Here is a 25,572-nt window from a genome sequence, read left to right on the forward strand (position 1 = left end):
TATATGGAAATGATAAAAAAATTGGCATTGGTATTCGGGGTTTTATTATTCTCGGCAAAAGGTTTTTCTCAGGAAATAGATACGCTTAAAATTCGTAAGGATAGTGTCAATGTTCCAAAGCGTACAGTAGCTTATGCGGCTGATAAGATTGCTATTGCCCGTCCTCTGAATATAGAATTTTCACTTCCTGCACCTTACAATTTCACTTCAAAACGTGGAAACACCCCATTGCAGGATGGAAGGGTAAATGACTTTACCCAATTGAAAGTAAGTGCCAATGTTAACTTTCTAAAAAAGAAAACATGGATGTTGGGTGCTACCGCTGGTTATAGATATACCGGAGCGGAATCTAATATGTTTGAACCCGTTACAAATAACCCGACTGTCATTAAAGAGGATTTCCACTATCTCTATTCTTCGCTCAACTTCACCTATTTTTCTTCGCTTTTTAAGAAGCGTACCATTTACACTTCCAGTGTGATAGTGGAAGGCAGCGATCAGCACTTTGAACGGGTTAAAGGTTTTCTTTCCGGGGTAATGGTATTAAAAGGTACGGCAAAGACTAAAATGATGGTGGGCTTAGCAGTAAACATAGACCCTACTGCACAAATTCCGGTTATTCCCGTTTTTACCTATGAACACCGATTTGATAACGGTCTGATAGCCGACGTAACCCTTCCTAAAAGTGTATATCTCCGTAAATATCTATTCAAGAATACGGGAAGGGTATCACTGGGCACCGAAATGGATCAAACCACTTTTTATGTATATAACATTGACGGTAGCAACCCTAGTCAACGATTCCAATACAGACAACTCGATATTAATTCCGGTCTAGTGTACGAACACGCAATCGGTGATTTTATAATTACAGGTAAAACAGGCGTAAAGCTAACGCCTAACGGAAGATTGTTCAGAAAAGAGGACAACTTTAATGATGCTGTGTTTGAGATAACCCCCGATCCTGTATTCTATTTCAACGTAGGAGTTTCCTTCAATCCATTTACATTCCTTAAAAAGAATAAATAGACCTGATTATGATAAAGGTGTTTAAGACAAATATTGATAGTCCGGATCATGCAGATTTAGTCAAGAACAGCCTCTTAATGAAATTTCCGGGTTTCAGAATTGATTTTGATTTGGAAGATTCCGATAGAATCCTCAGAGTTGAGGGAGGTTACTTTCGGGCAGAAGAAATTTCCGGTTGCCTTAAAGAGCATGGCTTCACTTGTGTGGATCTTCCTATTGACTTATCTTTTGATATATGAAATTTACAGTAGGAGAACTTGATTCTTCCTCTGTAAATTTTCTTTTAGACAGCTAATTAATTAACTCTTGTTCGATACTCTGTCTTCAACATTACTAAGCTATTGATAAAAAAGAACTGCTGAAATTTTGTTCTGTTATTTCAAAATAACAGAATAAAATTTTTTTTGCATTGTTCAGTCAGTAGTCCAGTAAAATCCCAAACAACAAAACACTTAATTGAAGTAAGAAATATTAGATGAACAATTTTTGCAAAGAAGTAATTCAAAAACTGGATGAAGAGATTAAAGAACTTAGCTTTGAAGAAGATAATATTATATTGTTATCTGAAGCTGTAGTTGAGCTGATTTTAGTCCGAATAAAGCAAATCAAACAGTATGTGCTGGAAAAAGGGTTTAAAGATATTGATGAAGAGATAAACTTCTTTAAAAAAGTAAAACCGAGTATCGTTTCAAAGCTTATCTATTACAATGCAATCTATAAAATAGAATCGAAAAAGCCGTATGGCGGTGATAAGGCTCTAAAAAAATATTTAGAGAATGAAGTTACTAAGCTGAAAAGGTTTTTCGATAACAATCTTGATTTTTATAGATATTACCGAACCAATAGTACCTATCTTGACCACAAGTATTTCATTCGGGGAAAATACGACATCAAGCTAAGTTTGGATACCTACTATTTTGAATCTGACCATAGCTTTGCAACATCCCATGATTACAAAGCCGCAAAAATATTGGCAAATGATTTAATACAAGTTTATCTGGAAGATCAGTTATTCAAGAAAAATATAAACACGTCTCCTAAAAATTATTTAATAGCACCATCACCGCTATCCTGGACATCAAGTAAAACTTCCCTTATTGAGTTAATCTATGCTTTACATTCTCAGGCAACTTTCAATAACGGATTAGTTGATATTAAATTGATCGCAAAAACCTTTGAGGAAGTTTTTAATATTGAATTGGGAGACTTTTATCGGACATATTTAGAACTCCGCAACCGAAAAACCAATCGCACCAAATTTATTGACTCTCTACGGGATAGCCTTACCAGAAAAATGGATGAACAAGACGAAGAATAGATTATAATTTATTCTTCGTCTCATTTTTTTTGTAAATTTGTATCTGATTTACAAGGAAAATAAGGAAAAATGAATGCAACGAGCACCATTACCAAATCGTTACCTACTACTATATTCCGCTTTGTAAACTACTCTTTATAAGCTAATTCAGCTTTTTCTAACGTTTTTTAAAAAGAAAAACGAGACTATCTCACCAGATAGTCTCGTTTTTCTTTTTGGTGATAATCTGAGAAGAATTTATATCTTTACGCCATGAGCATCTCCATCTATACAACAATGGTTGCCAAACCTTGGCTGCCAGTGGTTACTAAGTAATCAGTCGAATCGTCTGATTATCTGGCTGTCTTGCCGAAGACAGCGTGTATAATTTATTGTTGTTTCTTAGTATTTATTTTATGGAAAATCAAAAATGGTATAGGACCTACCTATTTATATGGACTGGACAATTCTTCTCTATGATCACCAGTTATGCCGTCCATTTCGCCGTCATTATCTGGTTAAGCTTAGAGCATAGATCTCCTGAAGTTTTGGCTTTGGCAGGTATTGCCGGACTGTTGCCGCAGGCATTGATTGGGCCGTTTGCTGGCGTGTTTATCGATCGTTGGGATCGGAAGAAAGTGATGATGTTTTCGGATGGTTTCATTGCCATCTGTGCTCTTGCGATGACTTTTTTACTGCGCAATGAGCAGGTCGATTTATTCTGGATTTATGCCTTGCTAGCCTGTCGATCGGTGGGCAATGCCTTCCAGTCGCCCGCTATGCAAGCTATCGCTCCGCTGATCGTGCCAGAGAAAGAATTGTTGCGTGTATCTGGCATCAATCAGATGTTGCAATCGGTCAGCACGATCGCTGGACCAGCATTAGGTACTTTGGCTATTACTTACTTTGCCATTGCCGATGTGCTGTATCTGGATATTATTGGCGCTGTGCTCGCGATTACTTCATTGTTTTTTGTGCGAATCCCACACTTGAAGTCTGAAAGTAAAGGTTCGATTGCGGCTGTTTTTACGGAATTAAAAGAAGGTTTTGGCGCTATTCATCGCAATAGGGGATTGGGATACTTATTTTTTTATGCCATGCTCGTTACTTTTTTCGTGATGCCGGCAGCCATCATGTTTCCACTACTCACAACGGGTTATTATGGGGGTGGCAAATGGGAAATTAGCTTAATCGAGATTGTCTGGGGCATTGGAATGCTGGTTGGCGGATCGGTTTTAGGCATTCTCCGCATCAAAACCCCAAAGATTATTTTGGTTAATGCGATGCATATCATTTTAGGATTCTCATTCCTACTGTGCGGCGCCTTTCCTTCGACCTGGTTTATCGCTTTTGTGGTCATCACGACATTATCCGGAATTGCTATGTCCATCTTTTCTGCTGCTTTTATGACCACGATTCAAGAAGAAGTAGAGCCGAAAATGTTAGGCCGTGTGTTTTCTCTGTACTTCAGTATGGCGGTTTTGCCTAGCATTATCGGTTTACTGTTTACGGGATTGATCGCAGAAAAAGTTGGTGTAGCGCCTTCCTTTATCATTGCTGGAGGTTTGGTGATGTTGGTGGGAATAGCCTCTTTTCTCACACCCAAGCTGATGCAATTGGGAAGACGGGAAAGTGCTAATGCTGACGCAACGTTATAAAATCATAAAACCTTAATTAGAGTGGTTAATAGCTCTAATTAGGTTTTTTAATGATCTTTTTTCTGTGTTTTCACAGCGAAAATATCGTATTGAATCAATTTACTTCGTACGATATTGCGACTGATGCCTAATAAGCGGGCGGTTTCCATCTGATTTCTGAAAGAGAAGTCAAAAGCCGTTTCCATGATGGTCTTATCAATTGTTTCGTGCAATTTTTCAGGATTTTCCATGTAAAATTTTGCTAGCGCAATCTTTAGTAATTCGGCCCCTGAGGCATTGGAGATTCGGTTTATATCTTCTTCTTTTTTGGAAAAAAGCAGTTTCCCGGAAAGGTTTAAATCATCGATCTGTATCACATTGCCTTGCGACACCAATATAGCCTGATGTACCACGTTTTCTAATTCACGGATATTTCCAGGCCATGCGTAATCATCTATCAAAAATTTCAATGCGCGATCGGAGAAAGACCGATTTTTCATCGAAAGTCGTTTGCTGTACACATCCAAAAAGTGCTCTAATAAGGGGAGAATATCCTTTGGTCGATCACGCAGCGGCAATAGCTGCAAGTTGACCACATTCAGCCGATAATACAAATCCTCCCTAAATCTACCGGCTGCTACGGCTTCTTCTAACTTGACATTGGTCGCCACAATGAGACGCACATCAATATTGATTGTTTTTCGTCCGCCTAGCCGTACAACCTGTCTTTCCTGAATCACGCGCAGCAACTTTATTTGTAAAGGATAAGGCATATCGCCGATTTCGTCCAAAAACAGACTTCCGCCATTAGCCTCTTCAAACCAACCTTGTTTGGTGATGTGCGCGCCTGTAAAAGCACCTTTTTCGTGCCCAAATAATTCACTTTCGATCAGATTTTCACTGAATGCACCACAGTTGACCGCAATGAATGCTTTTTCGCTTCGATTGCTCTGTCGATGTACTTCCCGAGCTAGTAGCTCTTTACCTGTACCGGTCTCGCCCATGATCACGACATTCGCATTACTTGGCGCAATCTTACGTAGCTTTTGCAGTAAATCTCTTGAGATGGGGTCTTCAAATACTAATACCTTCGCCCTAATGGATAGGGGATTTGTTTCATTTTCAGACAATTTGATTAAGTATTTTTCGCTCATTGAAAAATATGAAGGATTAACGCTTCTTGTAAATGTCGAAAATATTAATTACTTATAAGAAAATATATTAATAATTATGGTTTTTTAACTGTAAAAGCCGGGTTCTGGGATTTTGTCGTTTAGAAACCATTCGCCCAATTCCTTGATCTTATAATCTACGGGGTCGTGCAGGGAATGCGTGCGGAGGTTTCGCCAGTAACGATCCAAACGCGCGCTTCCATTGGTGGCACGCGATCCCGTTACGTCAAACATTTTGTTGGTGATTTCTAAGCCAGTTCGAATTGCTTGTACCTTTGCTAAAGCGATATCTAGCGCCACTTTGCCACGCTGCTTGATCGTGATCTTGTCGTACATGTTCCATTGTTGCTGGAACGTTTCTGCGGCTTGCTTTGCTAAGCTCAAGCTCGTTTGCAAACTAAGCCAAAGATTGCCATAATTTGCTATGATATAGGGGTCTTCCTGCGGTGTATTTACGCCAGCAGTATGCCAAGCTCTGGTCTGGGCAATGGTATAATTCTTTGCTTCCTGTAATGCGCCTTCAGCGATTCCGATGTAGATGTAGATCAGGATTAATTGCGCTAAACAGGAACGTAACGTTGCGCGTACGTTACCCAAAGGTCCTGGATCCAATAGTATTTGCTCTTTCTTTAATATCAAATTATCAAAAATGACGGTACCGCTATCCGTCTGTCTTTGTCCAAAGTTGTTCCAGTCATTTTTAATGTCGATTCCGATCGCGGAGGAGGGAGTCATGCCGATCGTGATCTTGTCGTTCAAAAATCCTGATACAAGCAACATGTCAGAATCCGATGAACCCGAAGAAAAACCTTTTTTGCCATTAAATCTATAGTTCCCATCCATATCTATCACGGCAGTAGTTCCTTTGTCCAGCGGATTGAGTGCATTGCCCCAAAACAGTTTATCGTCCACCGTTTTTTTGTAGTAATGGTTTCTCTGTGTCTCTGTTCCGAAAAGGTCAATAGTGGCTAATATGAGGTGTTGAAAGCCAAATAAGTGACCAATAGAGCTATCGACTTGCGAGAATAATCGGACGATTTGCAGCATGGTTTTCCAATCTTCTCCTAAGCCACCAAGTGCAGTTGGGATGATGGTATTCAGCAATCCGCTTTCCCGCAGAAGTTGTCTTTCGGCAAGTGCTGTGCCTCCTTTTAAGTCTCTTTCAATAGCCGTCTCGCGTAACGTTTCTGCGATTTCTTTTGCCCTAGATAATACAGAGTGCCTAGCTGTAGGTCTATTTTCTGAGGTATGTGTCGACATGATGCTGCGTTAATTGATTAATCCCGGTATTAAATTCGATCTACCGCTGCCTTGATTTCTCCAAATGGACTGACGTAAGGCGTGTGTATTTCTTTTTTATCTGTTTGCTGCGGATAATTCAATAAGGGGAAGACCAGCTCTGCAAAGCGATACGCCTCCTCCAAATGAGGATATCCAGAAAATATAAATTCTTCTATTCCAAGATCTTGGTATTCTTTTATCCGTGCTGCAACTATTTCGGGTGATCCCACGATAGCCGTCCCAGCACCACCGCGCAGCAATCCAATACCAGCCCACAGATTGGGGCTGATCTCTAATTGATCTTTTCTGCCTTGGTGTAATTCGGTCATGCGCTTCTGACCTTCTGAATCGAATCGTTTGAACACTTGAAGTGCAGCTTGTATACTTTCGTCGGTAACATGTTTAATCAGATCGTGCGCTACTTGCCATGCTTCCGCTTCCGTTTCACGAACGACCACGTGCAGGCGAATTCCGAACCGTAATGTTCGACCATGATTTTTGGCGAGTGCCTTCATCTGATTAATTTTCTCGGCAACTTGTGCTGGCGGTTCGCCCCAAGTGAGGTACACATCTGCGTGGTTGATCGCTACAGCTTGTCCCGCAGACGATGATCCGCCAAAATAAAGCTCTGGATAAGGGCGTTGTTTACTTTTGAGAAATAGATTAGAATTCTCCACTTTGTAATGATGGCCTTCGTACGAGAACTGATCCTCTTCCATGGATAGTTTTCGCCAAATATCCAGAAACTCATCTGTAATGGTATAGCGCTCATCGTGCGTATGAAAAATCCCATCGGAAGCTAACTCCACCGGATCGCCACCCGCAACGACATTGACCAGTAGGCGGCCGTTAGAAATACGATCTAGCGTAGCCGCCATGCGCGCAGATACCGATGGCAAGGTAAGACCTGGACGAACGGCTACCAAAAACTTCATATTTTTAGTTTCGGTTGCTAAAGCCGAAGCTATGACCCAAGCATCTTCACAGGTGCGACCTGTAGGTAGCAATGCGCCATAATAACCTAAATGGTCCACGGCTTGCGCGACCTGTTTCAAATAATCGTAGCTTGTATCTCTGGCTCCTATGGATGAGCCTATATAGCGGCTATCACCATACGTTGGAATAAACCATAGTAATTTCATGTGTGTAAAATGTTTAGATGGAGCTGCTCTTTCTCCGTGATATATAGCATGGTCGGATTTTCAGTTTAGTTGTTTGATGATAGTTTATTTTCCCTTTCGCGCACGAGGGGCAATACATGCTTTCCAAAATAGGCTACCTCTTCTTGGAAATGCAAATAGGCGGTAAGGATCAAATCAACCCCAATATTTTTGAGTGCTATGATGCGGTCGGCGATCTGTTCGGGCGTACCAATCAGGTTTGTTTTAAATCCATCGTTGTATTGCACCAGATCTTCCAGTGTCGACTTGGCCCAATTTCCTTCGCCTTCCGGCGAGGCTTGTCCAGCTTGTTTTGCGGCATGGCCGAATGCCTGAACCGCTTCGATATCTGCCTTTTCTACAATTTCCTGTAAAACTGCTTTTGCTTCCTCTTCCGAAGCGCGTGCGATGACAAACGCATTCACGCCGATTTTGATCGTCCTTCCTTCTGCTGCTGCTTTGCTTCGGACGTCGTCTACCTGCGCTTTTATGCCTTCTATCGTATTTCCATTGGCGAAATACCAATCCGAAACTTTCGATCCCATATCTCTGGCTGCTCTGGAGGTGCCACCTTGAAAGATTTCTGGATGAGGCGTTTGTAACGGTTTAGGTTTTAGGGTGTAATTGTTGAACTGGTAAAAATTGCCATGAAAGGAAAAGTTGTCTTCCGTCCAAATACCTTTCAGCACTTTAATGAATTCTTCGGAGCGGTTATACCGCTCATCGTGCTCTAGCCAATGTTCGCCAATGGCGTTAAATTCACCTTTAAACCATCCGCTTACGATATTGATGGCAACACGGCCATTGGTAAGCTGATCAATCGTGGCGAGCTGTTTGGCCACCGTCACGGGTTTCCAAGGACCAGGCAATATGGCGATGATGACCTTCAATTTTTCTGTTGCCTCTAGAATGGAGTGACTAAATGCTACAGGCTCATGTTGATATTCTGCACCATATCCCGCTGTAAAGCGGATCTGACTGAGCGCGTAATCGAATCCATATTGTTCCGCAATTTGTGCTAACTTTTTATTGTACTCGATACTCCAGCTGGTACGTTGCTCAATCTTGCTAATAACCAATCCGCCACTGACGTTCGGTACCCAATACGCGAACTTTAAGCTGTTATCTGTTTGTTTTGAAATTTGACTCATGGTTGCGCAATTAATTTAAGGTGTGCTAGCATGTTTTGTCTGGTTATACAAGGAGTATGCCGATTGTTTTATGTGTCTGTTAATCAATATTTTGTATTGTTTTTCATGAATTGGTGATTTCTGTGAGGTAGCCAATATTGTTTACTAACTGTTGCTGTAACAACAATTTTTGCTTTAGTTTTCCTGATCTGTGATGCGCGAACAATGCTTACGAATTTGCTGTCTTAGCCAGAGGTAGAATTACAGGAATGATGTTTTTTTAATTTTTGTTTAATGTGATATGATTACATTTGGATGCGCCTCTATATCTGGGTGAAATGGCTGTTCGAAAAATGCGTGCAAGATATTAGGGCACAAGTATTGTTGTGATAAGCAGCATAAAAAGTACTACATGGAATTATATATGGTCGTGCTCGGTGGTAAGCCTGAAGGTAGACACATCGAGCAACACGACGTTTTTTTTGGCGCTGGAAAATCATTGGAAGAACTCGTTCCAGAGATGAATACATTTTGGCCGGAGCTAGCCAGTAAGATGCACATTGACTCATGGCGAAAGGTGACGAAGGTGAGCCATTTTCGTATTGAAGTAATTCCAAAAGCCGAATCAATAGAAAACAACAAACTAAAACTATATTTCGTCAATCTTGGAGGTTACAAACCGCAGGATATGGAAGAATACCATTATAAACAAGTGGTGGTGGCCAGTAGTCTGGATGAGGCTGCGGAAATGGCTGAATCTTCCACCTTTTGGAAACATCATGACCAGGCGCATGTTGATGATAAATATGGGATCGACGTGGATGATATTTACGAAATCAACGATCTATTGAGTGAAGCGTTTAAAACAAATTATTCGATTAGGATTACTGCAGCAACGAAGTCTGCTACAGAAGATGTCTTAGAAATTGGTTATCTTAAAATTCAGTAAATTGCTTTTATGGGATTAACAAAAGAGTCTTTTGGTACGGATTTTATCTGGGGCGTATCGACGGCAGCCTATCAAATTGAAGGGGGGTATCTAAAAGATGGCAAGGGTTTTTCTATTTGGGATGATTTTGTCCGGAAATCCGGAAAGATCGCCAAAGGAGAACACGCAGATGTAGCCTGTGACTTTTATCATCGCTATGACGATGATCTGAAATTGATGCGCTATATGAACATTCGTCATCATCGGTTTTCGATTTCTTGGAGTCGAATTTTCCCTGTAGGCAGGGGAGAAATAAACCAAGCGGGTATAGATTATTACAATCGTCTGATTGATCATATGCTATCCTTAGGAATAACACCTTGGGTTACCTTGTATCATTGGGATCTTCCATCGAGCTTAGAGATCAAAGGCGGCTGGACGAATCGAGATGTCGTCGAATGGTTTGGTGACTACGTGGCCTGTTGTGTGCGAAATTTTGGAGATCGTGTAAAGCATTGGATGGTGTTGAATGAACCGATGGTGTTCACCGGAGCCGGTTATTTTCTGGGGATTCACGCACCGGGTCGTCGCGGATTGAACTCTTTTCTAGCAGCCACACATCATGCCGCATTAGCGCAAGCACATGGCGCGCGCATTATTAAATCATTGCAACCAGAAAGCATCGTTGGTACAACTTTCTCCACTTCTCATATCGAACCTTTTAGCGCTAAAGATCGTGATGTACAAGCTGCAAAGCGAGCAGATGCGTTGCTCAACCGTTTGTTTGTAGAGCCGTTGCTTGGGCTGGGCTATCCTACAGAAGAAATCAAAACACTTCGAAAGATGGAGAAGTATATGCAAGCAGATGACGAGAAAAATCTAAAATTTGACATGGATTTCGTGGGCGTGCAAAACTATACCCGCGAAATTGTCGCGCACTCGTATTTTATCCCTTATTTACGAGCCAAGCTCGTGACTGCGCAGGATCGGCAAGTGCCCGTCACCACGATGAATTGGGAAGTGTATACAGAATCACTTTACCATATTCTGAAGAAGTATAGCGCTTACGAAAATATGCCGCCTCTCATGGTTACTGAGAACGGTGCATCGTTTCCAGACGAAGTGACGCGGGGCAAAGTTCATGATCCTGCCCGCACGCAATACTTGCAGGACGCAATAACGCACATGCAGCGCGCAAAAGACGATGGAGTAGACGTAAGAGGCTATTTTGTATGGACTTTTTTGGACAATTTCGAATGGGCCGAAGGTTACGATCCGCGTTTTGGTTTGGTACATGTCGATTTCGAAACGCAGCGTCGTATCATAAAAGATTCTGGCAAGTGGTATGCTGATTTTTTGCGTGAATAAAGGATATAAAATTGCATAATTAAATCTTATTTCTATATATTTTTCTCATCAGACTGATCTTGTCATAAAATAAGCCTATTTTAAACGTCGATTTCAAGTATAAACCTTATGCATCGTAGTGGGATTTTTATTCCTAGATGTGATTGCAGATAGAAAATATAACCTATGAAAAATGTATGGAAATTCTCGCTGATAGCGTCTTTGGGCGGTTTTCTCTTTGGTTTTGAGACAGCAGTGATATCTGGCGCAGAGCGAATAATACAACGACTTTGGGAACTAGATTCTTTTTGGCATGGCCTCACGGTTTCTATGTCGTTGATCGGTACTATTATCGGTGCGATCGTGGCGGGTAAAGCCGCAGAGAAGTACGGCCGAAAACCCACATTGACCTTCGTCGCTGTATTGTACTTACTGTCGGCGATTGGTTGTGCGGTAGCGCCGATCTGGTCTATTTTCTTGTTTTTTCGCTTTTTAGGCGGATTGGCAGTTGGTATCAGTTCCGTAGCCGGTCCTGTTTACATCTCCGAGATTGCTCCAGCGAAAGATCGCGGTAAGCTAACGGGCTTATTTCAGATCATGGTGGTTTCTGGTATTTTCGCGGCTTATTTAACCAATTACCTGTTTTCGGGGATGGGCGATGAAGGTTGGCGTTATATGTTAGGTATTATGGCTGTGCCATCTATCTTGTTTTGTATACTGATTTTAACTGTTCCAGAAAGTCCGCGTTGGGTGCTATTGCACCGAAGTAGGGCAGAAGCTTTGCCGCTATTTGATCGAATTGGGCAAGTTCCTAGTGACACGATTCCTGTGAAAAAAGTGGAGCAAGTCAATCTTTTCCAAAAAGCATATACCAAGCCGATCATTATGGCTGTATTACTCGCTTTCTTTAATCAAATGGTGGGTATCAATGCGATCTTGTATTACGCGCCGCGTATTTTTGAAATGGCTGGATTTGATGGCGAAAATGCGTATTTGCAACCGATCTTTATTGGCGGTACCAATCTGTTGTTTACCCTCATCGGGATGAGCATCATTGATAAATTTGGCCGTAAAAAATTATTGCTGACCGGTGCTGTCGGTATGTTTGTGTTTTTGTTATGCGCGGCATTCGGCCTCCGCGACGGAGGTACGCCGTATTTGCTGTGGTATATTGTCGGTTTTATTGCGGCATTTGCGCTGTCGCAAGGTGCGGTGATCTGGGTTTTTATTTCAGAAATCTTCCCGAACGAAGTTCGCTCACAAGGTACATCGCTGGGTAGTACGACACATTGGTTGTTCGCGGCCATTGTCTCTGGTTTGTTCCCAATCATTGTCGAACAGATTTCAGATGGTGCATTTTACATCTTTTTGTTCTACGCGATTATGGTCGTATTGTCCTTTGTTTTTATTCTGTTTATCCCCGAAACCAAAGGGAAGTCTTTGGAAGAAATAGGAGAAGCAACACATTAAACCTATATTTGCTGGATCGGCTACTAGCCACATAACTAATTAAAAACAATACATGTTACGATCGAGGAAACTATCTGAAGATTGGGTAGTCGTTATTTTAGGTGCGGCCATTATCTTGCTGGCATTGGCTGGTATTATTATTCCAAAACCAGCTTTTGGGTGGGACTCTGGCGAACAGTTAACCAGTAAAGTACTCTCTTTAGATAACCTATATCGCATTTTGCAGCAATTTGCGCTTACTTTTGCGATCGCAATAGCGGGTGCCATCTTGTTGAAAAAACCTTTAAAGTCACTCGTCATTGTATTCCCAATTGTGTTTTTACTGACTATTGTTGCACTTGCTATTGCGGGCAATAACTGGATTCAGGAGTATAATTTGGAGGCGGTTATTTTCAGTTTAGGAATAGGATTGGCCATCAGCAACTTGTTTCGATTGCCGGATTGGTTTAAAGAATCGCTCAATACCGAGCTCTATGTGAAGATTGGTTTGGTGCTGTTGGGTACGACGGTTATTTTTAGAGATATCTTAAAAGCTGGATCTCTGGGTTTGATTCAGGCCTTAGTGGTGGTTATTTCGGTCTGGTATTTTGCATTTTGGATTTGCAAGAAGCTAAAGATCGATAAGGAAATGTCGCTGATGCTCTCCAGTGCCGTGTCGATATGTGGTGTTTCCGCCGCTATCGCGACTTCTGGAGCGATACAAGGAGATAGCAAAAAGCTTTCCTATGTGATTTCTTTGGTGTTGATCACCGCGATTCCTATGATGATTTTTATGCCTTACATGGCCGATTGGATGGGACTTTCGCAAGAAGTAACCGGAGCTTGGTTGGGCGGAAGTATTGATACGACGGGAGCTGTTGTGGCATCGGGTTCGTTGGTCGGAGAGGAAGCTTTAAAAATAAGCACGATCGTCAAGTTTTCGCAGAATGTCTTGTTGGGAATTGCCGCATTTTGCATTAGTGTGTACTGGACGTACTCCAAATCGGTTGACGATGAGACAAAACGAGAAAAACCTACGTTGAGAGTTATCTGGGAGCGCTTTCCAAAATTCGTGGTGGGCTTTGTAGCTGCATCTTTGCTTTTTTCTTTTGTAGTGCCACAGGTGCAAATCGATGCAGTGAAAGACAGTCTGAAGAGCTTACAAGGATTGTGGTTTGTACTCGCTTTTACCTCGATTGGATTAGAGACGAACTTTAAAGACTTGTTTCAACATACTAACAAGAAACCATTATATGCGTTTTTGATCGCGCAAACCTTTAATGTCATTGTGACGTTAGTCATAGCCCTAATATTGTTTAGGTAATCGCTGCAATTTATTAACAACAAAGCCTGATAATCTTTTCGATTGTCAGGCTTTGTTGTTATCAGATGGTACGGACTTTTAACGCCAGCCCAATCCGGGTGCTACATGCTCCAAGATGCTGGATAAAACATGCACATTATAGTCCACACCCAAGGTATTAGGTATCGTTAATAATAAGGTATCAGCTTCTTGAATCGCTTCATCCTGCGCCAATTCTTTAATCAGTTGATCTGGCTCTGCCGCAAAACTTCTACCAAAAATCGCTCGTTTATCGGCTTCAATCATACCAATTTTATCACCCTTATCATTTTCATGTCCGAAGTACAGACGATCTTGATCATTGGTAATAGCAAATATAGAACGGCTCACCGAAACGCGTGGTTCACCGGAATGACCTGCCTTTTTCCATGCTTCGCGGTACATACGGATCTGCTCTGCTTGCTGTATGTGAAATGGCTTGCCATTTTCATCATATTTCAAAGTCGAGCTCTGCAAGTGCATACCTTGTTCGGCTGCCCAGACGGCCGTTGCATTTGAAGCTGCTCCCCACCAGATGCGGTCGCGCAATCCCGGTGCATAAGGCTCTAAGCGAAGCAATCCTGGCGGATTTGGAAACATCGGATAAGGATTTGGCTCTGCAAAACCTTGACCGATCAATTTATCCAAAAACTCCAATGCTTTGCGTCGGCCCATATCGGCATCCGTCTCGCCATCTTTCAATTCGTGACCGAAATAGCGCCAGCCGTCGATCACTTGTTCAGGCGAACCTCGGCTGATTCCTAACTGCAATCTTCCTTCAGAGATTAAATCTGCTGCACCCGCATCTTCTACCATATACAACGGATTCTCGTAGCGCATATCAATTACTCCCGTGCCGATCTCGATACGGTTCGTTTTAGCTCCTACGGCGGCTAACAATGGGAATGGGGATGCCAATTGTTTGGCAAAGTGATGTACCCGAAAATAAGCGCCATCTAAACCCATTTCTTCCGCTGCTACAGCTAAGTCAATGGATTGCAAAAGCGTATCGCTCGCAGTCCGCGCTTGATAGGCAGGATGATTAGACCAATGTCCGAAAGATAAAAAACCTAACTTTTTCATAAGCGTAGTGATAAATGTGATCATGCAAATCTGCATGCTAACACGATTAAATATCTATTACAAATATACGAAAAAATATGTGTTACAACATGTATTTTTTGTCGGCCGGATGTCAAATCGCAGAGAAAATGATATGCTAGCAATTTATTGTATGTCAGAGTCTTTTGTTTCCGAGCTCTTTTTCCGTGGGTCGAGCTTCTTCTTGAGATATTTTACCAGAGATTTGTCGTCATGCTCTTCCATGTCACTCAACTCTAACTCCAAGGCTCTATTACTAAAATGGATTTCGATAAAGGACAAGACTAGAGAAATTGTGAAAAATAATAGACTTAAAGCAAAGGTCGTTTCAATTAAAATCACATTCTCTAGATAAATAGCATACACGCATGCAATACATGCAATAAAGCTCAGAACGCCCATACCCTGCATCTGGCGAATAAGTTTTAGTCTAAAACGGAGGTTACCAATCTGACCTTTTAAAACACCTCCCTGACGATGTTCTAAATACTTAGCATGAAGTGATCTTACGAGAGCTGCCAAAGCCAGAAAGCGGTTGGTATAGGCTAACATGATCAGGCTGATGGCAGGAAATAATAATGCGGCGGTACTGTATGTAATCATAGTTATTTTAAAGATAGCAAGTGGCGGTTGAATTTACATGAATATGGGTCATTTTGATCAAAGCTACATGTGGTGCTAAATATAAAAATACCGCATTTTAAAAATTATCTACGATGTAATTCATAAACATTTTGTAAATGGCTAGTCAATATTTGATATTATGATCATGTTGCGTATTTTACTTGTAATTAAGTAGATATTAGTATACTTTGGAGGTTACTGCCTTACTTGAGTCGCACGTCTATGCTACGATACACAATAGAAAGTATACAAAGTCTATATTTTACAAAAGTGAATACAAAACACGTATATTTACGGTGTCATTTTTTCTATCTGCTGTGATAAAAGGTGCATTTCACTACACTTGTTGTACTCAGTGAAGAGATTTGTCATACACTATATTTATAAAAAATGCCTATTTAAGACATATAATAATGAAAACTATTTTTTATTTCAGAAGCCTACTTTTTTTAACAGCGCTTCTGTTTGCACTTAGCCAAGTTTCTGTAGCAGGCGGTCATTCTGCGAATCGGAGCGTTTTTCAAGATTTATTAGGTGCTGATAGTTTGGTCCGCATGAATGAGCTAGCACAAGATTTTGGTGCGAAAGGGCAAGCCGACAGTGTCGAAAAATACAGTAAGCTTACGTACGATATTGCTAAACGCGACAATGATTATAAGCATCTTTCCGAGGCAGCTGATCGTCTTGCGGTAATGTACGAGAGTAAAGGAGATCTGCGTAAAGCACTTGAGTTTTATAAGTCTGCTCGGAACTCTGAAAGTGCGCTGTATAAGGAGTCCTCCGTGCTCAGTTTGCTAGAAACTGAAAAGTTGAAGACAGAATATACTACTAAGCAAGCCGAAGCCTTGGATCATCAGCAATCTGAAAGTCGCAAAAGTACCTTGATGATCATTGGAATTTTTTCCCTTGCCGTTATCTCCAAAACCTTCTTGCTATACATCATTATTCGGCGGAAAAAAACGCATAATAAGGAGTTACGCATTGTACTAGATCAGGTAGAAAGGCAAAATCTGCAATTGGACGAAGGTTATCGTTTCAAACAACATTTGATATCGGTGGTAGCTCATGATCTTCGTACGCCTGTCGCGAGTATTATTTCATTGCTCAAGATGTTTGAGGATGGTTATTTGTCGGAAACTGATACCAAGGATATGCTTCAGAAAGCTAGGAAGGAAATGTACACGCTAAAAAAATTCTTAGATGAAATGCTTACTTGGATCGTTGGTCAAAGAGATGGACTCCGTTCTGCTCTTGAAACTTTTGATATGGCCACTGTAGTCAATGAAACAGTGGATATTTATCGTCGTCGGGCTCAAAAAAAGCAAATTGTACTTAAGTCGGACGTTTCTCCAGATGTTTTTGTGCGCGCAGATAAGCAAATGATTAAGATCACCATAAATAATCTGTTAAACAATGCCTTGAAGTTTTGTTCGGCTGATGATAAGATTTGTATTAGCGTTAAGCAGATTGAAGGAAAAAAAGTGCGTGTGATGATTAGTGATACAGGGATGGGTTTCGACACTAAAATAGAAAGAAAACTTACAGAACTTTCCCAAAAAGGTGTGCTTGGCACTTGGGGTGAAAAAGCCACAGGCATTGGTTTGTCCTTATGCATACTATATCTTAATGCAAATAATACCCATCTTAATCTAAAATCCGAACCGGGTGCAGGTGCCCAATTTTGGTTTGATTTAGATGGTGGCGACGAAGAAGAAACGAAAACTTCAGGTAGTAAACGAATGGTCTTAAATTAGATCGTTGTCATGTGCAAATCGTATTAACTGTCCGATCGAATTACAATCGGCTTTTGCCATCATTTTGCGTCTGTGAGCTACAATTGTATGTTTGCTCAGAAACATTTTTTCAGCAACTTCAGAGATACTACTACCTAACGAGAAGTGTTTTAGTAGCTGCAATTCTCGCGGTGTAAAAGAAGGTACCTGATCAAAAGTGTCTAGGATATCTTGTAGATTTTTATCAATAGATATCTCGCCTTTTAGTACATCATTGGTTACTTTGATCATTGTCGGAATATCGCTTGATTTACTTAATATCCCGTGCGGTTTAGCTGAAACAAGATTGTGGATGACGCTCGTAGATATTGCGCTGGTGAGAAAGATGATATATGCTTTTTTGTTTAATCTTTTAATCTCTGAAAATACTTGTAAACCATTATCGTTGTACAGGTAATAATCTAAAAACACATACACTTCCTTTGTGCCGAAGGAAGTCATACATGAAATAAGATCTTCGGCCTTGGAAAATGACTGGACATTCTCAAATTGCATGTAGCGTTCTAACAATAAGGTGAAGGAGTCAGCAAATAGTTGATGATCGTCCAACACAAAAGCGTTTCTGCGTAGAATGGTGTTCTGAGACATAGAAAAAATCCTTTGTGAGCAAATATACATTAAGCAGTTTGCTTTACTTGCACCAATACGTAGCATTTTTTTGCTATATAATTCGTGTAAAGAAAATCAACAACTCTATATACGCTTGGTCTCTTTAGTAAGTAGGTTTTAAATGTGTCTGCACAGCATTCAGCTCATCTTTAGCGAAAAAACCTAGCCAAACTAATTCGTCTGGGTTAAGCTGCTGTCCCTTGCGGGGTTTAAATTCTATATACGAATCATCCTCATCAATGGAATATGCTACTTCACAGACAAATCTAATTCTCATGCAGAATAAGTTAGTGTCTAATACTTTAATCATGGCACCAATGATATTTGGGTTTGCTGCTATTCGCATAAGCTTTTCAATTTATGGATTTGATGCAATATTGGATAATCAAGTAGATTTTGTGTGATACAATTTGCTGATGTAAGATCGTGTAATTTCTTTCAACAAAATAATTTCACTTTAACTATTGAGTTGGTTTTATAAATTGTAAAACTAGATTCTAATCGATTACCATTTTTAGGTCAAGCGCTGCTTGATGTATGTAAAATACGTACTTTTTTTGCAGGAGACAATGTTTAACTTGATAAATAGCATGTTTTTGTTATTAGTAGTATTTATGGAAAATATTTACCCTTTTTATGAAATTTGTTGTCATTAAATTAAGTGGCAGATATTAAGCTGTTTAGGCTTATTTTATGATAAACTGCCAGATATACACTAGTTTTAGCGTATAAATACCTACCTTTGCGGCAAAATAAATGCTGCCTATCTGCCTGTTTATTTGAAGTAAAACATGTTAACTATAAGAAAAACAGATAATGAGTAATCCTAGTAAAAGACCATATGAGAGTCTTTCATTAACCGTATTGCAAATTGAAATAGAACAATCTATTGCCGCGGGGTCCGCAAATGTAACACCCATTAACTCAAATCAACAGGTGATGGAGGAGTGGGAGGAAGATCCTACGGATAATCGTACAATTGTTTGGTAAGTTGGATAAGTAATTGCATGAAAAATAGAAACATATTCACATTAGTTTTATGCACTATATTGCTAATGTCGTCTTGCGCTAAGCAAGAAAAAGAGCAAGCTGCTACTGGCGAAGCTCGCATATCGGTTCGTCTTTTAGGCGCGGAAGATCAAGAAGAAGATGATGATGAGGCAGAGGTAGCTGATGTGGCATCGGAAGCACGTGCAGCCACTAGCTCAAAATCTCTGCAAAGTAATCAAACACAAATAGTGCCATTTGGTGACGATATGAGTATTGTCGCTACCCTTTCTAAAGAGAGTGACCGGCTATCTAACACTGACAATCGCGCGGTAACTAAGCTGAGTCCGCTAGTCCAAGATGTACGCTATAGAGTGATGGTGTATGATGCATCTGGATCTTTTGTCGAAGAGAAGGATTATCAAGCTGGAAAGGAGAGTTCTGCGAGTAGTTTTTCGCTGAATGCAGGACAAACATATACTTTTGTAGCCTATTCTGTAAACGGTACGACCGCGTTGCCTAATACTACAGATAAAGCCAATCTTAGTACAGCTAAACTAACTAGCATCAACAGCCAACTGCTTTACTTCCGTAAAGATGTTAAATTAAATCACGGAGATAATAATCTCGATATAACGTTAAAACATCAGTACAGCCAAATTACCACTAGAATAGAGTTAGACCCAACAACGGCGGGCAACATTACCGCAATTGGTACTCCAACGATCCGTCCGGTTCGACAAAATGGGGGCATTGAGTTTTTTGAAAACAAGATTACCTACGGAACGACGTTGAATAATGGTACTGCAGTTAGCTTTCCAAGTTTGGGTTCTGGTGTTCGTAGCGTTACTAGTAACCCAACTTTATTGATTTCACCTAGCACAACTTCTGCACGATTTAATGTAGGAAGTCTGACAGCTAATAATATCACAAAGGCCAATGTCGCGCTAACTAACTTGAATATTAAACCAGGTACGCGCTATAATTTGGTGATGAAATTGCAAAGTCCATGTACAGAAGTCGTATCTGGTGGTGCCACATTTAATCTTCGCGATGGCAATTCGCAGACGTTTACTGCACCAGCAGCGGACTACGGTTTTACGTTTGATATCCATCGTCTTGACAACTCCTTTAACTTGCGGATCAATGGTACATTGATTACAACGCGAGAACTACAATTTCAATCCGGTATCTCTAGTTTGCCGCGCAACGTTAGATTTGCAGATGGAGCATTATGGGGCGAAGGAAATGTTCCACAGATTTATAATATGAGTGGAAGTGCAAATTCGCCTATACTTCGCGTGATAATTAGTGCGACAGGTGATATATCATTACTAGGAAGTAAAAGTGCTAATGGTGGCAACTTGCAACCATTGACTTTAACAAATAGTAATACCTTTAACAACATTACCTGGAATCGGAACTCTAATAATACTGTAGTAGCTACGCAGAGCGTGGAGGGGGCTACCAATATGAGTGGAGCAGGTTACGGTAGAAAAATTGTAGATTGTCCATAAATTATAATTGTAATCGTACAAGATTCTAGCAAAATCGGTGATTGTTATTTCTACAATCACCGATTTTGTTTTTTGAGTTCTAGATCAATTGGCAAAACTACCCATTAGTTGTCGGCCCCAGATAAGCACTCAATACGTAAACAACACTCATATAGACCCAAAGCATGAGGAAGATGATATGTATGCTGGTCTCCCTTAGTTTTCCTTTCCAGAGAGTTGATGAGTAGACGAAAAGTTGAAAATACAAACGTAATAGCCAAAAAATCCCTAAGCCACAACAGACCTGGTGTCCTAGCCTAGTCTTGAAAAGTACATCTGCCGACGTGACGGACAATAGACCAGTGAGAAAAATTATCAGCGCGATAAAGAAAGTATGTACTAGCATAATCTGTCGATCAATCAGACGCCACTTTTCCAAGTGCTTTTTCCATTGAAAATAGGAAGGAAAGAAGATGTGTATAGTAGCGAGTAGTATGGAGATGATGCCTGCTATCCTAATATGAGTTTCCATTTGGTGATAACATAAATGTGGTGATAAATGGGGTAGTATTTACTGCATTTGTCAATTTCAATTCAGCTTGTCGGAAGCTGTTAAGCCATGTTTTGTGCGCATAGAAATGTAAAGCTCCGATTGTATACGCTGCAAAATTATTTACATCCCGTAAATGTTCCGTTACATAGATCGTTCCTGTTGCTTTGCATACTCGGTTCAGTTCTTGAAAAAATCGAATGCGCTCATCTTCCTTCCTAATTTCATGTGCCGCTAGGAAAATGATGATGCGATCAAATGACTGATTTGCAAAGGGCAGATTATTGGTATCTATCCATATGGTCGATGCATGCGGTAAATAGGCTTTGCGAGCTCTCCGGATAGAGATTTCCGTGTGTTTTTTCGAGTCGAAAAAATCAGCATTACTTAGGGAGATTTTGGGATATTTCTTGATTAAAATAGTGCTGATTTCGTCAAATCCTGCATGTACATTCAGTAAACTCTCACCTTCCATTTCGGGTAAAAATGGAAGTTCGTACAGATCAGATTGATCATACACGTAATAAGACACAAGCAAAGATATGGATAGCGTGATTAATCCTACTGATGCAATTCCGTAGAGAATAGCGTTCCATGGCGGTTTCGACCAATAGGCGATTACCATGGAGACGAGGAATATGGCGATTGCTAATACATAAAAATGCCAATTGAACCGGATAATGTTCCAAACGCCTTGAAATCTGTTGCGATCTATTACCATTTTTCGACGATGCCTTTATTCCATTTATAAGGTACATTCGTGATTCGAAATGCACTTGCCAAGACCACATTATCAAGCTTTAGATGATCTATAAAACCAATTTTACTTGCTGTGACTTCAATCGGTTGCGGAGTCCAATCTTGCCGTAGACCTTTTACAATTAGCATTGACTTCTTCGTTGCATCATAACTGAAGGTGTGTGGTAGTGGGCCCGCGAATTTTCGAGCGTCTTTCCAATTATCAAAAGGGGAACCGACCGGAATGGTTTGTGGCTCTGATTCTGTCTTCCACGATACACTAAAATCAGCTTGGAGAGATTGGATGGTTTGTGTCGTGCCCGTTCTTGATCGGCGAACATCGATATGTTTATAGTGATAATGGGTGAAAATGTTGCCTAAGAAACTCATCTTACGTTTATCAGTCTCCGAACTCAAAATATATAATCCTCGCAAGCGTTTGCCAGCCAAATTAGTATAGCGTGCAAAAACACGATATCCAATAAGGAAGAAGTCGTGACCAAGCCAAGTTGGAAATATAGCCGGCCGCAGATGCGAAGTTTGTACCGCTGCTACCGCGATAAATGCCCATTTGTCTTGATAGGTATCTAACTCCAAACTATCTGGGATAAGATGCTGCAATTGCTCTTTCGGTACCGCAAACGTGACGACTAACGATTCGTCAAAATGAGCCTTGACAGCAAAGGGGTGATTTTTTAAACGATCTAACATTTACTTTTTCTTTTTAACCCGTAGTTCAAAGTAAACTCCCAATAATAAATCAATGCACAAAATAGCAGAGCAAACACCAAATTCATATATCCCCATAGTAAAAGGTGGGGAACTAATATCATCTCAAGCACATTCATGAGCATTACGATGGAAATTTGCGTAATCGCATTGAATCTTGAGAGTAGGCCAGAGAATATCCAGATTGCCATCAGTATTTCAGCACAACCGATCATAAGTGTCAGTTCTCTGGCATAAGTAGCCCCAAGAATAGTTGCCACAATCTCTTCATGACGAGGAACAAGCTTTAGTACCTTGCAAAATAAACCATTCACAAGCCAAACGGCCGTGAGCAAATATGTCAAAATGGTATGTAATGATTGTTTTATCTCGGTATTCATAGAAGCTGTAGCCGATGTTTCCACCAATATTGGCGCTGATCGACTTAAAACTAGTAAAAACACATGAGCTGTGCAATTAGCTTTAAAAGCACCATAAAAATATTCTAAAGCGTTTTACGGTATTCATTCGGCGTAGCTCCAATGCGTTTTTTGAATAATCGGGTGAAGTGCTGCGGGTATTTGAAACCTAATTCTGTTGCGATCAATTGTATGGATTTTTCCGAGTCATGCATCTTGATCTTTGCCATATCCATTAACTTACCCTGTATATATTCCTGTGCAGATTTACCAGTCTCTTTCTTGATGAGGTCTCCAAAATAATTAGGCGACATATGTAGTTTGTCTGCAAAGTAAGCTACGGCTGGAAGGCCATATTCTTGGGCAATATCTCCTGTAAAATAATTATTAAGTTCTTGCTCGAATTTAACTAATGCACCTTTATTAGCGTTTTCGCGGGTGATAAATTGTCGATCATAAAAGCGAGTGCAATAATTTAAAAACAACTCAATATTGGATATGATCAGCTGCTTGCTGTGCTTATCGATCGCATGCTCCAATTCATATTCAATATTCGCAAAACAATCTCCAATTACCTTGCGTTCTGACTCCGAAAGATGTAGCGCCTCATGCACTTGGTATGAGAAAAAGTGGTATTGATCGATTTGTTTACCCAACGTCGTGCCAACCAATAAATCGGGGTGAAACACCAAAGCCAATCCCTGCGGCTGGTAATAATCTTCATTGTATTGTCCAATCACTTGTCCTGGCGCCAGAAATATCAAAGACCCTTCTTCATAATCGTAGTTCGCTAATCCATACCGCAAATCGCCGCAATGGATCTTTTTTAGAAATACCGTGTAAAAATCATAACGCAACTTTCTATTATGGCGCGGATCGGCCTTGTCGAGATGCACAATGCTTACCAAGGGATGCAAGGTGCTATTGTTATTGAATGCATTGTATTGTGTAACCGATTCAAAATGCTGTATCTCTTCCATGGTCAAAGGTTTTATAGTACGAATGTAATACATTATACGTAAGCGAGGTATGCCATGTCTGACAATCAGTAATATTGGTAATTATTCCAGTAATCGGTACACAATAATACAGTCGTAACTTCCTGAACTTTATATTTTTAATTAGATCACGATAAGCTATTGTATTATGGGAAATTCAAATATGAATAGAAGAAAGTTTTTGACAGCAGGAGCTGTAGCTAGTTCAGCTATGGCACTAGGAACAGTAACAACCGCTTCTAGCTGTCAGGCAGATCCGAAAAGTCTTAGAGACAAAAAATCGATTTCAACGGTAAGTCTACGTACGTTGGGTGCCGGACAGCATGCTGTGGAAGTTTCCGCTATCGGCTTAGGATGCATGGGCATGAGTTATCATCGCAGTTTTGTGCCGGATCAAAAAGCCATGATTTCGGTGATTCGCGAAGGATTCGATTTGGGGTTGAATTTCTTTGATACGGCCGAAGCATATGGTCCATTTGCCAACGAATCTTTGGTCGGAGAGGCATTAAAACCAATTCGTAAAGACATTATATTAGCTACCAAATTTGGTTTTAAAGAGGGAAAACCACAAGCGGGATTAGATAGCCGACCCGAAAGGATTCGGCAAGTGGTCGACGAATCGCTGAAACGTTTACAGACCGATTACATCGATTTATTGTATCAACATCGGCTAGATCCTGCCGTTCCCGTGGAAGATGTAGCTGGCACGGTCAAAGACTTGATCGCAGAAGGTAAAGTGAAGCATTTTGGTATGAGTGAAACAGATTTCAGTCTGGCCAAAGATGGCTTGGCGCAGATTCGCAGAGCGCATGCAATACAGCCGATTACGGCGATACAAAGCGAATATTCTACCATGACGCGACAACCAGAGAATGAGGTGCTAGCGTTGTGCGAAGAGTTAAAAATTGGTTTTGTGCCTTATAGTCCACTGAGTCGCGGTCTGATCACAGGATACATCAATGAGCGTACGAAATACATCTCAACAAATGATAATAGACCAACCTTACCACGTTATCAGCCGCAAGCCATCATTGCCAATTGGCCGATGTTGGATCTGTTGAAAACATTCGGTGACCAACGCGGTTTGAGCATTGCGCAAGTAGCTTTGGCTTGGTTGCTCGCACAAAAACCATTTATCGTGCCGATACCGGGAACGACCAAGCTGGCACATCTGCAAGAAAATCTGTGGGCAGCTAATTATGAATTTACCGATGAAGAATTAAAAAGGCTGACAGCCGATCTATCTGCTATAACTATTCAAGGAGATAGGTTTGGCTAAAATTCCTTGTCGTACGTGCGATTCCAGTGTTTATTTCTATCCATTGGAGTCGCCTTTACCTTGTATTCTAGTCGAATACCATTGAGCCTACGCTGCTTGATACGCTTGTTGACCTCATCTATATAGGCGATTTCTACGATTTCAAATAACCCAAATCGAGAACCGATTAAGTCTTTATCAGCTGGATCTTCGTCTACCAATTTGAATGTGTAAAAGCAACTGAGATAATCTTTCCAGAAGAAAATAGGATTATCTTCCCTGTCCAAATAGCTGTCTTCTGCGTAGCAGAGTTCATCGTGCACATCAAAATACTCTCCTAATAGTTGGTTGGTCCTCGATACGAAGTCTTGCGCTACATCCTTATCTTCTATGGGCATAAAAGATATAATATCTCCTTCTTCCAATTGGTCGTACATCGAGCGATTTCGAAAAGCTTCTATCATCGCTGGGAGTAGCTCCACCACACTATTGAACATCTTCTTCATATTACAAAGGTAA

Annotated in this window: 23 protein-coding genes; 10 read left to right on the plus strand and 13 right to left on the minus strand. The window is 40.7% G+C overall.

All coding sequences use genetic code 11. From position 1 onward, the window contains the following. The first annotated feature begins 3 nt into the window (after window positions 1-3). The 3 genes from DC487_RS04645 to DC487_RS04660 all read left to right on the plus strand — a co-directional run bounded on the left by DC487_RS04645 (window position 4) and on the right by DC487_RS04660 (window position 3,984). On the plus strand, window positions 4-1,029 hold the full coding sequence (locus tag DC487_RS04645; RefSeq protein ID WP_116774742.1) for a hypothetical protein: 1,026 nt from the start codon (window positions 4-6) through the stop codon (window positions 1,027-1,029). A gap of 475 nt (window positions 1,030-1,504) precedes the next feature. Next, on the plus strand, window positions 1,505-2,347 hold the full coding sequence (locus DC487_RS04655; protein ID WP_116774744.1) for an RteC domain-containing protein: 843 nt from the start codon (window positions 1,505-1,507) through the stop codon (window positions 2,345-2,347). Window positions 2,348-2,742: 395 nt separating this feature from the next. Further along, a complete protein-coding gene (locus DC487_RS04660; protein ID WP_116774745.1) occupies window positions 2,743-3,984 on the plus strand; it encodes an MFS transporter in 1,242 nt (413 codons plus the stop codon). Between the two features lie 47 nt (window positions 3,985-4,031). On the opposite strand, the gene DC487_RS04665 is transcribed toward DC487_RS04660, so the two are convergent. The 4 genes from DC487_RS04665 to sfnG all read right to left on the minus strand — a co-directional run bounded on the left by DC487_RS04665 (window position 4,032) and on the right by sfnG (window position 8,727). Continuing rightward, a complete protein-coding gene (locus tag DC487_RS04665) occupies window positions 4,032-5,117 on the minus strand; it encodes a sigma-54 interaction domain-containing protein (protein ID WP_116774746.1) in 1,086 nt (361 codons plus the stop codon). Between the two features lie 84 nt (window positions 5,118-5,201). Then, on the minus strand, window positions 5,202-6,395 hold the full coding sequence (locus tag DC487_RS04670) for an acyl-CoA dehydrogenase family protein (RefSeq protein WP_116774747.1): 1,194 nt from the start codon (window positions 6,393-6,395) through the stop codon (window positions 5,202-5,204). Between the two features lie 29 nt (window positions 6,396-6,424). Beyond that, window positions 6,425-7,558, minus strand: a complete 1,134-nt coding sequence (gene ssuD, locus DC487_RS04675) for an FMNH2-dependent alkanesulfonate monooxygenase (RefSeq protein WP_116774748.1) — start codon at window positions 7,556-7,558, stop codon at window positions 6,425-6,427. A gap of 65 nt (window positions 7,559-7,623) precedes the next feature. Continuing rightward, the gene (gene sfnG, locus DC487_RS04680) at window positions 7,624-8,727 is read right to left on the minus strand and encodes a dimethylsulfone monooxygenase SfnG (protein WP_116774749.1); all 1,104 of its coding nucleotides are present in this window, start codon (window positions 8,725-8,727) and stop codon (window positions 7,624-7,626) included. A gap of 391 nt (window positions 8,728-9,118) precedes the next feature. On the opposite strand from sfnG, the gene DC487_RS04685 reads away from it, so the two are divergent. The 4 genes from DC487_RS04685 to DC487_RS04700 all read left to right on the plus strand — a co-directional run bounded on the left by DC487_RS04685 (window position 9,119) and on the right by DC487_RS04700 (window position 13,754). Beyond that, a complete protein-coding gene (locus DC487_RS04685) occupies window positions 9,119-9,655 on the plus strand; it encodes a DUF1543 domain-containing protein (RefSeq protein ID WP_116774750.1) in 537 nt (178 codons plus the stop codon). A gap of 9 nt (window positions 9,656-9,664) precedes the next feature. After that, window positions 9,665-11,002 (plus strand): GH1 family beta-glucosidase, encoded by a 1,338-nt coding sequence (locus DC487_RS04690; RefSeq protein ID WP_116774751.1) that lies wholly within the window; start codon window positions 9,665-9,667, stop codon window positions 11,000-11,002. Between the two features lie 165 nt (window positions 11,003-11,167). Continuing rightward, complete coding sequence (locus tag DC487_RS04695) at window positions 11,168-12,451, plus strand: sugar porter family MFS transporter (RefSeq protein WP_116774752.1); 1,284 nt, start codon at window positions 11,168-11,170, stop codon at window positions 12,449-12,451. A 52-nt stretch (window positions 12,452-12,503) separates the two neighbouring features. Continuing rightward, window positions 12,504-13,754 carry a YeiH family protein gene (locus DC487_RS04700; RefSeq protein ID WP_116774753.1) on the plus strand — a complete coding sequence of 417 codons (1,251 nt, stop codon included), beginning with the start codon at window positions 12,504-12,506 and terminating at the stop codon, window positions 13,752-13,754. Window positions 13,755-13,832: 78 nt separating this feature from the next. Here DC487_RS04700 and DC487_RS04705 read toward each other — a convergent pair whose 3' ends face one another. Both DC487_RS04705 and DC487_RS04710 read right to left on the minus strand, forming a co-directional pair. Next, on the minus strand, window positions 13,833-14,855 hold the full coding sequence (locus DC487_RS04705) for an LLM class flavin-dependent oxidoreductase (protein ID WP_116775043.1): 1,023 nt from the start codon (window positions 14,853-14,855) through the stop codon (window positions 13,833-13,835). A gap of 144 nt (window positions 14,856-14,999) precedes the next feature. After that, window positions 15,000-15,476: a DUF2721 domain-containing protein gene (locus DC487_RS04710; RefSeq protein WP_116774754.1), complete on the minus strand. Its 477-nt coding sequence runs from the start codon at window positions 15,474-15,476 to the stop codon at window positions 15,000-15,002. Window positions 15,477-15,910: 434 nt separating this feature from the next. Between DC487_RS04710 and DC487_RS04715 the strand changes: the two genes are divergently transcribed. Further along, window positions 15,911-17,251, plus strand: a complete 1,341-nt coding sequence (locus DC487_RS04715) for a sensor histidine kinase (RefSeq protein WP_116774755.1) — start codon at window positions 15,911-15,913, stop codon at window positions 17,249-17,251. On the opposite strand, the gene DC487_RS04720 is transcribed toward DC487_RS04715, so the two are convergent. Continuing rightward, the gene (locus DC487_RS04720) at window positions 17,243-17,878 is read right to left on the minus strand and encodes a response regulator transcription factor (RefSeq protein ID WP_165799015.1); all 636 of its coding nucleotides are present in this window, start codon (window positions 17,876-17,878) and stop codon (window positions 17,243-17,245) included. The genes DC487_RS04715 and DC487_RS04720 overlap by 9 nt on opposite strands. Window positions 17,879-18,002: 124 nt before the next feature. Next, a complete protein-coding gene (locus DC487_RS04725) occupies window positions 18,003-18,245 on the minus strand; it encodes a hypothetical protein (RefSeq protein ID WP_116774757.1) in 243 nt (80 codons plus the stop codon). Between the two features lie 709 nt (window positions 18,246-18,954). On the opposite strand from DC487_RS04725, the gene DC487_RS04730 reads away from it, so the two are divergent. Next, window positions 18,955-20,403 (plus strand): hypothetical protein, encoded by a 1,449-nt coding sequence (locus DC487_RS04730; RefSeq protein WP_116774758.1) that lies wholly within the window; start codon window positions 18,955-18,957, stop codon window positions 20,401-20,403. Window positions 20,404-20,897: 494 nt separating this feature from the next. Here the strand turns inward: DC487_RS04730 and DC487_RS04740 are convergent, their stop codons facing one another. The 4 genes from DC487_RS04740 to DC487_RS04755 all read right to left on the minus strand — a co-directional run bounded on the left by DC487_RS04740 (window position 20,898) and on the right by DC487_RS04755 (window position 23,777). Then, a complete protein-coding gene (locus DC487_RS04740; protein WP_116774760.1) occupies window positions 20,898-21,653 on the minus strand; it encodes a class I SAM-dependent methyltransferase in 756 nt (251 codons plus the stop codon). Continuing rightward, a complete protein-coding gene (locus tag DC487_RS04745) occupies window positions 21,647-22,381 on the minus strand; it encodes a DUF2071 domain-containing protein (protein WP_116774761.1) in 735 nt (244 codons plus the stop codon). The genes DC487_RS04740 and DC487_RS04745 overlap by 7 nt, the downstream gene beginning before the upstream one ends. Next, the gene (locus tag DC487_RS04750; protein WP_116774762.1) at window positions 22,375-22,779 is read right to left on the minus strand and encodes a DoxX-like family protein; all 405 of its coding nucleotides are present in this window, start codon (window positions 22,777-22,779) and stop codon (window positions 22,375-22,377) included. The genes DC487_RS04745 and DC487_RS04750 overlap by 7 nt, the downstream gene beginning before the upstream one ends. A 104-nt stretch (window positions 22,780-22,883) precedes the next feature. Beyond that, window positions 22,884-23,777 carry a helix-turn-helix domain-containing protein gene (locus tag DC487_RS04755; protein ID WP_116775044.1) on the minus strand — a complete coding sequence of 298 codons (894 nt, stop codon included), beginning with the start codon at window positions 23,775-23,777 and terminating at the stop codon, window positions 22,884-22,886. A gap of 166 nt (window positions 23,778-23,943) precedes the next feature. Between DC487_RS04755 and DC487_RS04760 the strand changes: the two genes are divergently transcribed. After that, a complete protein-coding gene (locus DC487_RS04760; protein WP_239016318.1) occupies window positions 23,944-25,074 on the plus strand; it encodes an aldo/keto reductase in 1,131 nt (376 codons plus the stop codon). Here DC487_RS04760 and DC487_RS04765 read toward each other — a convergent pair. Then, the gene (locus DC487_RS04765; RefSeq protein ID WP_116774763.1) at window positions 25,071-25,559 is read right to left on the minus strand and encodes a hypothetical protein; all 489 of its coding nucleotides are present in this window, start codon (window positions 25,557-25,559) and stop codon (window positions 25,071-25,073) included. The genes DC487_RS04760 and DC487_RS04765 overlap by 4 nt on opposite strands. Window positions 25,560-25,572 lie beyond the last annotated feature (13 nt).

The sequence above is a fragment of the Sphingobacterium corticibacter genome (assembly GCF_003076635.1).
GTDB classification, from domain to species: domain Bacteria; phylum Bacteroidota; class Bacteroidia; order Sphingobacteriales; family Sphingobacteriaceae; genus Sphingobacterium; species Sphingobacterium corticibacter.